Below are 11943 nucleotides of genomic sequence, written 5' to 3' on the forward strand. Positions count from 1 at the left end.
GACGGACATTCGACAATCCTTGTGGCAGGCCAGCGGCCTAGCTTTTGCCCCATGCTCCCTTTCGCGGCGCGGACCTACCGTGCAGTGGGTTTCTGGCCGGCGGCGGAATCGATCCAGGCATGTGTCTGCTCGAGCACTTCGTCAGAAAGCGCAGGATCATCAAGCGCGCGGGCGAGGATCACCGCGCCGACCATGGCGGCCCAACTTCCTATGGCTGCGCGGCGTTTGTCGGCCGCGGTTCTTCCCGTGCAGGCTTTGCTGATCCGGTCAACCTGCGCCTGGAATCCTTCTGTCATCGCCGCCCGTGCTGCCGGGCTCTGATGGCGCGTGTCCGCAACCAGGCTGGCAGTCGGACAGCCCGTGGCGGGGTTATTGCGATGACGGGGCGACAGATAGCTGTCGATAAAGCTATCGAGGTTGAATTTGCTGTCCGGGTCTATTGCGAGGCTATGGGCGAGCGACTGGGCGACCAGTTCGTCCTTGGATTTAAAGTGGCCGTAAAAGCCGCCATGTGTGAGGCCGACCTCCTTCATCACTTCAGCGACGGTGACCGCCTCAAAACCTTTCTCGCGAAATAACCGGCTGGCCGAATCCAGAATCCGCAGGCGGTTTTCCGCCATCTGCTCCCGACTGACTTTCATTTCAAATAACTCCGCGACCGCCGTTCACGTTGTCATGATGGCGATCATGTTCTCGATCAATCATGATTACCGTCATATATATAGGCTCCGGCGTGCAAAAGAGCAATGCCGGGCGCTATTCATGTTGGGGCTCGTCGCGAGAGACGCTTCGGCAGTCTGCGATGTGTGGGTTTGGCGTAGAACTGGCCGACCGGGCATGCGCGCAGGATCGCGCTCCACGCCGCGGCCCACCCAATCAGTTGTTTAGCGCGGCGAGATTGTCTGTCGGTTTTCAGCGTGCGTCTAACGCTCCAAAAAAATTCGCTACGGCGTTGACATTTTGATGATGCCTATCATATTGGGTATTAATGATGACAGTTATCATGTTTATTAATTGCCAAGCGAAAGTGAGATCCATATCGTGACCGAGCGTCCTGCAGTCCTTATCACCGGAGCGTCAACCGGCATCGGCGCCGCCTATGCGGATCGTTTTGCCCGTCGCGGCCATAACCTGGTTCTGGTCGCTCGCAACAAGGTCCGGCTGGAGGCGGTCGCGGCGCGGCTGCGCGATGAAACGGGTGTCGCTATCGATATCCTGCAGGCCGACCTCACCGACCTTGATGATCTTGTAGCGGTCGAGACCCGGCTGCGCGACGATCGCCATATTGGTGTCCTCATCAACAATGCCGGGGGAAACCTTCCCGGAAGCTTCGTCGAGCAAAAGGTCGAGGACGTTTCAAGGCTGGTCGCCTTGAACGCCACCGCTGTCCTTCGGCTCACCACGGCTGTGGCGCCGCGGTTTGTCGAGGCGGGTGAGGGGGCGATCGTCAATATTTCCTCGGTTGTCGGGTTCGCGCCGGAGTTTGGCCTGTCGGTATATGGCGCCACCAAAGCATTCGTCACATTTCTGTCCCAAGGGCTTAGCCTGGAGCTTGGTCCAAGGGGTGTCTACGTTCAGGCAGTACTTCCTTCGGCAACACGCACCGAGATATGGGAGCATTCGGGTGTCGATGTGAATACGATGACCGGGGTTATGGAGGTCGACGAGCTTGTCGATGCAGCACTGGTCGGCTTCGATCGCCGCGAACTCGTCACCATTCCGCCGCTTCCCGATGCCGGACAGTGGGACGCCTATCAGGCGGCGCGGCAGGCCATGCTTCCCAACGTCAGACAGGCGAATGCGGCCGAGCGGTATCGGTCGGCCGGCTGATCCGGCTCGACGCAGTCAGTAATCGAATATCGGAGGAAAAGCCCATGAGCTTCAAAGCACTTCTGGCCACCAAGGACGGTGACACGCTTTCGACCGACCTGGTCGAATTGAATGAGAAAGACCTCATGCCCGGCGACGTCACGATCGCCGTTGACTACTCGACCGTGAACTACAAGGACGGGCTTGCCTTGGCGGGCAACAGGGGGATCATTCAGAAATTCCCGCTGATCCCCGGCGTGGATTTGTCCGGCGTTGTCGAAGCCTCGTCTTACCCCGGCATTGAGGTTGGTGATCGGGTTGTCGCCAACAGCTGGGGTCTCAGCCAGACGCATCATGGCGGCTATGCCCAAAAAGCACGTATAAGCGGCGACTGGCTGGTAAAAATCCCCGAACCCCTTTCGACACAGGACGCCATGGCCATCGGTACGGCAGGCTACACGGCCATGCTGAGTGTCCTGGCACTCGAGCATGGCGGTATCACGCCCGACCGGGGCGATATCCTTGTCACCGGCGCCAATGGCGGCGTCGGATCCGTTGCAATCGCTCTTCTGTCCGAACTTGGTTATCGTGTCGTCGCGTCTACGGGGCGTCTTGAAGAGTCCGATTATCTGCGCGAGCTCGGAGCGGCGGAGATTATTGATCGCCGTACGCTTTCTGAACCGGGTCAGCCCATCACGACCGAGCGTTGGGCTGGCGCGGTCGATTCCGTCGGCAGCCATACGCTCGCGAACGTGTTGGCGCAGACCCAGTATCGCGGCGTGGTCACCGCCTGCGGCCTTGCTCAGGGTGTCGATCTTCCTGTAACGGTACTACCCTTCATCCTGCGCAACGTCACGCTTGCCGGCATCGATTCCGTCAATGCACCGCAGGTGGTTCGCATTGAGGCCTGGTCACGCCTGGCGCGCGATCTTGATCTCAAGAAGCTTGCTCGGACGACCAGGGTGATTGGTCTGGCCGAAGTGCCGGACGTCGCGAAGCGTGTCCTCGAAGGCAAGGTTCAGGGCCGCACTGTGGTCGATGTCAACACCTAGCCATGTTGTGAATTGCTGGGCCGCTCAGCGCCTCCAGTCCCGAATGGCACCTCAGAAGAAAACGCGTTCCTCAAGGCGTGCCCTGCACGCACAGCCGTAAGAAAGAAGGCAAGGCCGACCTGATCGCCTTCGGCCATCCCTTTATCGCCAATCCCGACCTCGTAGAGCGTCTGATGACCGGCGCACCTCTCTCCGATCTCAATCCTGCCACGCTCTACGGTGGCCTAGTCCCAAGGTGCAGCCATTGGAGGTCGCAATCGAAGCGTTGGCCGCGATCGATTCGCGTCGGGACGACGTCTTCCCCGGCGCTCCCGGCAAGGCGGCTGAGGCCGGGCTCAAGGCAGATACCGCACGGTTCCCGCCTGCGGAACCTCTTAAGCCCGCGCCTCCAGCACCATGTTGAAAGGCCCCGTAAAGGCTCGCCTGACGTGGGTAAAACCACCCGAGCGAATGACCTCGGAAAGCTTCGCTTCGCCGGCCTGCGCCCCCAATCCTTCCCCAACCTCCTGGTCAAGCGACGTCGGCACGCAGATCATGGTTGACGCATTGTAGTAGAGGCGGCCGACAGGGTTCATATTGTCCGCCGGGCGATCGCCCGCGATGGGCTCGACGATCATCCAGGTGCCGTCCTTCTTGAGAATGCGGGACATGTGCCCCGCGCACCCGCGCGGATCGCCCATATCGTGCAGACAGTCGTAACTGGTGATGAGATCGAAATCCGTATCCTTGATGTCTTTGGCCGTCGCCGCCACGAACTTCACCCGGTCGTCCACCCCATGGCTTTTGGCATGCCTGTTTGCCTCTTCTATGGAGGGCTCGTGGAAGTCGTAGCCGATGAATCTGGCGTTGCGGTATGCCTCGGCCATAAGAATTGTCGAGAAGCCAACGCCACATCCCACATCGGCCACCTTGGCCCCGGTCTCCAGTTTTTCCTCAACGCCCTGAAGGGCAGGCAGCCAAGATTGCACGATATTGTTCACATATCCCGGACGAAAGAACGCGCCCGTTGCGCAGAACAGGCAACCTGCGGTGTCTCCCCACCGCACCCCGCCACCGGTCCGAAAACTGTGCTCAACCTTCGGCTCTCCCTCGATCATCGCGGCCACCAGATCGAAAGCGCCTTCCAGATAGACGGGGCTGTCCCTGTTGACGAACACCATCGCCTGCTCGGGTGAGAGGCTGAACATCTCGGAACCGCTGTCGTAGTCGATATAGCCGTTTGCCGCCTGTGCCAGCGCCCACTCCCTGACATATCGCTCCGAAAGGCCACCAGAGGCCGCCGCCAGGCCTGCGGGCGTTACCGGTCCAACGCGATGCAGCGCATCGAACAGGCCCAGTCTCAAGCCGATCCTGACGGTTGGAACGCTGAAGGCTCCTCCAAGGTCGCCCAGCATTTTGCCAATGAAAGAATGTAGTTTTGTCTCGTCGAGCTGTGTCATCGCATTCCCCCCAAATCGCTTCGTTGGCGGGCAAAGGCTGACCGCAAATTGATGCGTCAGTGAATGCTCGTAGGCCATGTAACATAGCCGAATGCCCCGAAATTGTCACGCAAACGAACATCGCTCTTTTTGGTGGTCCGCTCCTGTCCAGGGTCACCCGTAAGAGCGATAGACGATAATTCGGGGAAGTCGTAAACTGGCTGGAAGAGCAGGCAACGATATACTCTCGGGAGGAAACCAATGCCTATCTTCATGGACCGGCACGAGCTTGCCGGAGTTTCAGCGGCGGATATTGCCGCGGCACACCTTAAAGATCTCAACATTCAGGATCAGTATGGCGTCAGGTTCTTAACCTATTGGTTTGATGAAAGGCGTGGTACTGCCTTTTGCCTGATCGATGCCCCGGATGCTGAAACCGCGCAGTGCGTGCATCGGGAAGCGCACGGCTTTATCGCCAGTGAAGTGGTGGAAGTCGCTCTCTCGGCCGTAGAAGCATTTCTCGGGCGAATACAGGATCCGGTAGCGGCCGGGCCTGTCGCGAAAGATATGGACGCCGGCCACCGTGCGATCCTTTTCACTGATATCGTCGGCTCAACCGAAATGACCGCCCGCCTCGGTGATCGTATGTCGGCTGAACTCGTCCGGGCGCACGATGCTCTTGTTCGTGGTTGTCTGGGGCGACGCTCGGGACGGGAGGTCAAGCACACCGGTGATGGCATAATGGCAGTGTTCTCCTGCACGCCATTTGCGGTGGACTGCGCCATTGATATCCAACGTGAGTTCCATCGCTACAACAGCGACAGAGGCGAGCCCATTCACATCCGCATTGGGCTGGATTGTGGTGAGCCAATCGAAGACAGCAATGATTTCTTCGGTACGACCGTGCAATTGGCAGCAAGGCTTTGTGCCGCCGCTGAGAGTGATCAGATCCTGATATCGGACAAGACCTTGCAGGAATATGGCAGCGCCGATGTCCTCGTGCATGGTGATCGTTACCGGCTGAAAGGATTTGCCGAGCCGGTGCTGGCCTATCGTTGCGAGTGGCTGCAATAGGTGAGCGATTTGAAATGGTATACAAAAAGAACATCAGTTTGATCGACGGTTGTCGCGGACTTTGGCTCCGTGACGGTAGTGAACTGCGGTTCAGTTCCGATTGCGGTCCCAGTGAACGCTGCAACTGGCCATGTGGTAGCAAGATGGCGAGCCGTATTGCTGTCGGGTATGCGATGCCTGCTTCTTCGCGTACTCATTTGAGAGCTGATCTCGTAAATTAACGAGAAATGGCCTGCCGAGCGATATCTCGGCAGGCCATCAGCCTACATACGGCGCTTTGCATTACTCATCGTAATTATGGTTGCTTAGCGGATCCGAGATGTTGGTCGCGTTCCGTTCCCATCAAGGCTCAAGTCGGTGACGGATTCTTGCCCGTGGGAATCTTTGAGCCAAGAAACCAATCACAGGACGCTGACGTTTTCGGCCTTGGACTTTCCCGTCTTCCGGTCTTGTCCCACATCGTAGCTGACCTTTTGGCCATCCTGAAGCGAACCACCAAACCCTACAGCCGAGATGTGGACGAAAACGTCCGGGCCACCGTTGTCGGGAGTGATAAAGCCGAAGCCCTTGTCCTGTGCGAAAAATTTAACCGTACCTGTTGCCATAGTGCTCTCTCTAAATGAATACGACGCCATAATAGTACCGTCTAAGCGCGGCCCCCACAAGGCTTGATGGTCCTCTCGGGGCAAGTTGCCAACAAGGGGTGACTTTCGAAAGTGTCACGTTTCGCGGTCTCAATAGATAGCGAGCGGCAATCGGCACGCGTGGTCGGGATGTTGTCCCGCAAAATATACGCCCGTCGTCTCTGGGGTGCTTCTTTCGTGGCGGGATAAAACCGTCCCGATATCGTGGGTCATGAGAGTGGTTGGTGTTGTGATCGAAACGCTCGTCCCATCTCCCTTCACAACTGTGATTCGAAAGTCTGCCCGACACATCAAGTGGTTTAATTTTTTATTAACAGCTTATTGACTCCTGCATGAATTCATATTCTTATATGTGAATATTAAGTTCGACCTTCATGAAGAAAGTCGATAAAGATGGTTTTTTCATCAAGTTTATTCATATTTATGTTTCTACCGATTGCGCTCGGTGTCTATTTTTCCGTTCCATTCCGGTACAAATCGCTCGTTATACTTCTGTTTTCCTACCTGTTCTACGGATGGTGGAGGATAGATTACCTTGCCCTGCTTTTTCTCGTGACGCTCTGGAGCTATATCTTCGGAAAGCTGATCGATGTGGAGCGGACGGCGCAAGCGCGAAAAAGATTGCTGATTGTTGCGATTTCCGGGCCTCTACTTGTGCTCGGTTATTTCAAATACTGCAATTTCTTCATGGACAGCCTCGCCGACCTCTTCAACGGCGGTGACCCATTCACGTCGTGGCATGCGCGAATCCTGCTACCGATTGGCATCTCGTTTTATATATTTCAGGCGATCTCTTATTTGATCGACATTTATAGAGAAGACGCGCCACCGGCGCAGAACTTCTTCGATTTTGCAGCATTCAAGGCTCTGTTTCCGCAATTGGTTGCCGGCCCGGTCCTGCGTTACAAGGACCTTGCCCATCAGTTCACCTATCGCCAGCATTCGCTTGAGCTTTTTGCCGAAGGCGGCATTCGGTTTTTTTCCGGCCTGGCGAAGAAAGTACTGATTGCGGATTCCGTGGCACCCATAGCGGATGCGATATTCGCCAAAGCCGACCCGACATTTGCCGAGGCCTGGCTTGGAACCATCGCTTATTCGATACAGCTGTATTTCGATTTTTCGGGCTATTCCAGCATGGCTATCGGATTGGGAATGATGATGGGATTCCGCTTTATCGAAAATTTCGACTGTCCCTATGTGTCCCGTTCCATCACGGAATTCTGGCGTCGCTGGCATCTCAGCCTGTCGGCCTGGCTGCGGGATTATCTCTATATTCCGCTCGGCGGAAACCGGTTCGGGACCGCAAGGACTTACTTCAACCTGTTCATTACCATGGTGCTGGGCGGGCTTTGGCATGGCGCCAACTGGACCTTCATCCTATGGGGTGTCTGGCACGGCGGGCTTCTGGCATTGGAGCGTCTGCTCGGGATCAAGCCGTCCGATAAGCGCTCTTTCGTGGCGTTGGTTGGTACTCTGATGCTGGTCATGCTCGGTTGGGTCATGTTCCGATCGCTCGACGTGCACAGCGCGGTCGACATGTATCGCGGAATGTCAGGCTTCAACGGATTTCATATCCAGCCGGATATTGCGTGGCAGATCAAGAACTTCGCTCTTGCTTCGCTGGCCGTTGGCGTGGCGGTGGTGTTTATTGAGCCGTGGTTCAACCGGACTTTCCCGGCCGAGCGATTGATCCATATGCCGCTTCGTCCATCGACCGCGGGCGTAGCTTTGGCGGCAACGGGCATCGTCTGCTTTTTTGGTCTGATTTCGATATTGAAGCTGACGGCCGACAATGATTCACCCTTCCTCTATTTTCAGTTTTAGGGAGTACGGCGCATGATCTCACCACGTTTGCTTTCAACCGCGTCGGTTCTCTTTCTTTTGCTGGCCGGTGCCGGAATTACCGCGAATTATGTGGTTACTATCCCGGATGAAGACCTGAAAGTGGATGAACTCGCCGATATCTGGACCGGGAAGGTCGCCAGTCGGCTTGAAGAAGGCTACGAACGGGAATTGCCGTTCAGCAATTTCGCTGTCGAGTTTTTTAATGCAGTTTCTCTCGGTGTTTTCGGGGAGGCGAGGAAAGGTGCAATCGTTGGCCGGAGCGGCTGGCTTTTCACGGCAGAGGAGTTTGCCTGGAGCCGGACATCGGAGGCCAATCTTGCAACCTCTTTCCAGACGATTGTGGATGTTCGCTCCAGATTGGCGGAAAAAGGCACTACTCTGGTTATCGTGCCGATCCCGCCTAAAGCGCAGGTCGTGGCCGGGCAGCTGGGCAGTAACGTTTTGCCTGAAACCAATGCCGATCTCTATGAGAGATTCATGGCCTTCCTGAACAAGAAGGGGATAGCGGCCGCGGACGTGGCCGCGACGTTCGGTTCCGCAAAGCCTGAAGAACTTTTTCTGCGATCGGATACGCACTGGACGGTCAAAGGCAGCGGTCTGGCGGCAAAGGCGGCGTGCGCCGCCATTCCCCGTCGCGATCAGTTGATGAAAACTGCTTTTGACAGCGTATCCCAAAACGATGTCAACCATGTCGGCGACCTCGCAAAGTTCGTCGATGCCGGCTGGATGTTGCCCGGAGCCGGTACGGGCTTCGACATCATCCAGCCGATATCGGCTGCCGCCAGGGCGGATAACGCCGATGCGTTGTTTGGTGATGGCGAGGCTGGAGCTGCACCGGCGGATCAGGTCGTCCTGGTCGGGACGAGCTATAGCGCGAACCCACTTTGGTCTTTTGAAGATCAGTTGAAAACGACGTGCGAGGTGGATGTTCTCAACTACGCCAGGGAAGGAAAGGGGCCTTTTGTGCCCATGCAGGATTTTCTGGAGAAACTTCGCTCGCAAGCGGCGCCAAAAGTCGTGTTGTGGGAGATACCGGTACGTTATCTGGATGATATCGTATAAATATATCCATTTTACGCATATATATTGTAATTTAGAGTTTGATTAAGTCAAAAAAATATATAATGTGGATATATATATCGTATTATATGTAACTTACTTCGATTTTTGATCGTAACTTTATTTCATTGATGGATTATTGGATGAGACACTATCTCGAAAAGAGAGTGCTCGGTCTTCCTGATGAAGTATTGCCTGTCGATAGATTGTCGACAGTGCCGGTTTCTCGGGCAGGAGAGCAATCCGCTATCGTCGATTGGAGCGAGAGCTTTCCGGCCCATTTGCTGTTTGTGCTTGGCCTCGCCAGCTTGATCGTGATCGTCCCGGAGGGCGTGCTTTTTGGGGCGAACGCGGGTCTTTTGTTCGGTCTGGGCGCACTGGCCGTTTGGCGGTATTTCTGGGGTGTCCTGCATTTCGTGCGGTCCAACATCTATCGTCGCACTGTCTTCCCGAAAATGCGCATTCGAGCGGATCGTCATCTCGAGCACAGTGCGGAAAACGGCCAAGCGCCTCATGCCTATCTCATCGTCACCAGTTTTCGCATCGACGGCGACACGACAGCCGAGGTGTATCGCGCCGCGTTCCGGGCAGCGCTTGCTTCTCGCGGCGGGGCGACGGTCATCGCATCCATCGTCGAAATGTCCGACCAGCGCCTGATCCGTTCGATGCACCGCCTTATTTGCGGCGAGAACACGGATATCCGTCTGGTGATCGTCCGCATCAATGGCAGCGGCAAGCGGGATGCGCTGGCCTACGCTTTTCGGGCCGTCTCCAAGCTGGAGCCGCGAGGCGATGACGTCGTGGCAGTGATCGACGGCGATTCCATCGTGCCCGAAAACCTCGTCGATCGGTGCGCCGGTTTTTTCGCGGATGGTCGCGTTGGTGCGTTGACCACGGATGAAACCTCGCGGGTGCGTGGAAAATCGTCGTTTCACGTCTGGTATTCGTTGCGGTTTGCGCAACGCCATATTCTCATGTCGTCGAACGGGCTTTCAAGACGCGTTCTGACACTGACCGGGAGAATGTCGATGTTCCGCGCCTCGGTCGTCACCAATTCCGATTTCATTCTGCAGGTGGAACGGGACTATATCGAGCATTGGCGTCTTGGCAGGTTGAAGTTCCTGACCGGCGACGACAAGTCGAGCTGGTATTGGCTGCTGCGCAACAATTATCACATGCTGTATGTGCCCGACGTCACCGTCGCGACAGTCGAAGACCCACCGACCTCAGGCTTTTTCCAGGCCGCGGCGCAATTGATGACGCGATGGTTCGGCAACATGCTGCGAACGAACAGCCGCGCACTGGCGCTTGGTCCCTGGCATATCGGTTATTTTACGTGGTGGACGATTTTCGATCAGCGCATCTCGATGTGGACGTCGCTTGCCGGCCTCGTCATGGTCATCCTGATCGGGCTTTTCGACAACCCGTTCATTTTCCCGGCCTATTTCGCCTGGGTTCTGCTGACCCGTTACATCATGACGCTGATGTTGTTCAATTCCCGACCGCGGGTTTCGATTTTCTATCCCTTCTTCATCTATTTCAATCAGGTTTTCGGCTCGATCATAAAAACCTACATTTTCTTCCACCTCGATCGCCAGAAGTGGACGCGGCAGAAAACGACACTGTCCGCCAATGGCTCCGGCCGAGCCGCAGCGCTAAAAAACGCCTCTTCCACCTACATGCATGTTTTATCGATTACCCTTTTTGTAACCCTCATATCGTTGCTCGTCGGTCAATTGTCGGTCCCAGGCATTGAGGCGACCACTGCGATTTTCGGTATGCGCTGACCCGCGAAGGAGCCCAAAATGAACATGAGCATCGTGAGTTTCGAAGCGGATGAGCAACGCCAGCATGCGCGCTATAAGTTGCCGCTGAAATGCGTCATCGATCAGCACAGATATTCATCGATCGACTGGTCTTTGGGCGGGGTGGGCGTCGCAACAGGCGATGCCACCTTCGAAGAAGGACAAGTGCTGCCCCTGCAGTTGCAGATACCTCTCGATGGTTTCGACATGATGTTGCCCGTGAAAGCGGAAGTCCGTCATTCCAGCGTGGAAACCGGCCGTACGGGTTTCAAATTTGTCGGTACGTCTCCGGCCGCGCAGCGTATGCTGCGTTATATTCACGATTCCTACATCAGTGGTGAGCTCGTCGAGGGTAACGATATTCTCGATTTCGCCAGGCGCGCTTCCGGCGAGGTCAAACTGCGGCCACGAAAATCGGGCGAGGCGGTACCGGGCGCTGGCAACTTCCGAAAGGCCGTGGGCATTGTCGCCACGCTGGTCCTGTCGCTCGCGCTTGCAGCGTTTCTGGCAAGCAGTCTCTATACACGTCTCTGGGTTTTCGAGGCCGATAGTGCGGTTGTTACGGTCGATACGGTTCCGGTTCTTGCACCTGCCAACGGCATCATCACCAATCTGGTGACCGGTCCGGTAAAAAGTGGTGAGCGGATTTTGACTGTTCTGACCGAGAGCGGACAGAGCACGTCGGTCGTCGCATCATGCGATTGCACCGCCGAGCCCATAGGTCCGGCTGTCGATACGCAGATCAAGGTCGGAGCGCAGGTGTTGGGGCTGCGTCATGCGGATGCCAAACCGCATGTGGTTGCCATGGTGGATCGCTCCCATCTGATGGCGCTCTATAAGGCGCCGCATGTCAGCGTCGACCTGCCGCAAGGCACGGTTCTGCATGATGTGGCGGTGTCTCAACTGCCGAAAGTCAGCGAACAGTCCGCTGCGACCAGCGACCGGGTCGCAGTAAAGATCGATCTTGGCGGACATGACCTGACGGCCGAAATTGGTACACCCGCTGTCGTTCGCTTCGACAACGGACCATGGTTCGGCCTGAACCAATGGATTGCGGATATGACGGGCAGAATCCTGCCGAAGTAAGTGGTCGTGGGAGGTTATACCTCCCTCTGCCAATGGCGGCTGGTCGGCTGCCATATTGAATGACAGTTGCAGGAAATTCATGTGCAGGCGGGACCGTCTCGGTCTCCGACGGCGATCCGTTGCCTGCATTCCGGTTCTCTGAACGCAATTA

10 protein-coding genes and 1 pseudogene are annotated in these 11943 nt (G+C 56.3%); 8 read left to right on the plus strand and 3 right to left on the minus strand.

The genetic code is table 11. The features are described 5' to 3' along the window. Window positions 1-74: 74 nt before the first annotated feature. A complete protein-coding gene (locus tag CFBP5499_RS25070; RefSeq protein WP_080827633.1) occupies window positions 75-641 on the minus strand; it encodes a TetR/AcrR family transcriptional regulator in 567 nt (188 codons plus the stop codon). A 400-nt stretch (window positions 642-1041) separates the two neighbouring features. On the opposite strand from CFBP5499_RS25070, the gene CFBP5499_RS25075 reads away from it, so the two are divergent. The 3 genes and pseudogenes from CFBP5499_RS25075 to CFBP5499_RS30575 form a co-directional block, all read left to right on the plus strand. Then, complete coding sequence (locus tag CFBP5499_RS25075) at window positions 1042-1830, plus strand: SDR family NAD(P)-dependent oxidoreductase (protein ID WP_080830081.1); 789 nt, start codon at window positions 1042-1044, stop codon at window positions 1828-1830. A 44-nt stretch (window positions 1831-1874) separates the two neighbouring features. Then, on the plus strand, window positions 1875-2861 hold the full coding sequence (locus CFBP5499_RS25080; protein WP_080827632.1) for an MDR family oxidoreductase: 987 nt from the start codon (window positions 1875-1877) through the stop codon (window positions 2859-2861). 95 nt (window positions 2862-2956) lie between these two features. Next, window positions 2957-3085 (plus strand): annotated as a pseudogene (locus CFBP5499_RS30575) (alkene reductase); the annotation flags it as partial. Between the two features lie 150 nt (window positions 3086-3235). Here the strand turns inward: CFBP5499_RS30575 and CFBP5499_RS25090 are convergent. After that, window positions 3236-4300, minus strand: coding sequence for a class I SAM-dependent methyltransferase (locus CFBP5499_RS25090; RefSeq protein ID WP_080827631.1), 1065 nt, complete (start codon window positions 4298-4300; stop codon window positions 3236-3238). Between the two features lie 240 nt (window positions 4301-4540). Here CFBP5499_RS25090 and CFBP5499_RS25095 point away from each other — a divergent pair, with 240 nt between their 5' ends. Beyond that, window positions 4541-5353: a nickel-binding protein gene (locus CFBP5499_RS25095; protein ID WP_080827630.1), complete on the plus strand. Its 813-nt coding sequence runs from the start codon at window positions 4541-4543 to the stop codon at window positions 5351-5353. Window positions 5354-5754: 401 nt separating this feature from the next. On the opposite strand, the gene CFBP5499_RS25100 is transcribed toward CFBP5499_RS25095, so the two are convergent. Then, entirely contained in the window at window positions 5755-5958 is a 204-nt protein-coding gene (locus tag CFBP5499_RS25100; RefSeq protein ID WP_080830080.1) for a cold-shock protein, read from the minus strand. 432 nt (window positions 5959-6390) lie between these two features. Here CFBP5499_RS25100 and CFBP5499_RS25105 point away from each other — a divergent pair, with 432 nt between their 5' ends. From CFBP5499_RS25105 to CFBP5499_RS25120, 4 genes are all read left to right on the plus strand, one after another. Further along, complete coding sequence (locus tag CFBP5499_RS25105; protein WP_080827629.1) at window positions 6391-7821, plus strand: MBOAT family O-acyltransferase; 1431 nt, start codon at window positions 6391-6393, stop codon at window positions 7819-7821. Between the two features lie 12 nt (window positions 7822-7833). After that, window positions 7834-8904, plus strand: a complete 1071-nt coding sequence (locus CFBP5499_RS25110) for an alginate O-acetyltransferase AlgX-related protein (RefSeq protein WP_080827628.1) — start codon at window positions 7834-7836, stop codon at window positions 8902-8904. Window positions 8905-9044: 140 nt separating this feature from the next. Then, window positions 9045-10688 carry a glycosyltransferase gene (locus tag CFBP5499_RS25115; protein ID WP_233284242.1) on the plus strand — a complete coding sequence of 548 codons (1644 nt, stop codon included), beginning with the start codon at window positions 9045-9047 and terminating at the stop codon, window positions 10686-10688. Between the two features lie 18 nt (window positions 10689-10706). Further along, on the plus strand, window positions 10707-11792 hold the full coding sequence (locus CFBP5499_RS25120) for a PilZ domain-containing protein (RefSeq protein ID WP_080827626.1): 1086 nt from the start codon (window positions 10707-10709) through the stop codon (window positions 11790-11792). The last annotated feature ends 151 nt before the right edge of the window (window positions 11793-11943 follow it).

This window comes from Agrobacterium tumefaciens, assembly GCF_005221325.1.
In the GTDB taxonomy this organism is placed as follows: Bacteria; Pseudomonadota; Alphaproteobacteria; order Rhizobiales; family Rhizobiaceae; genus Agrobacterium.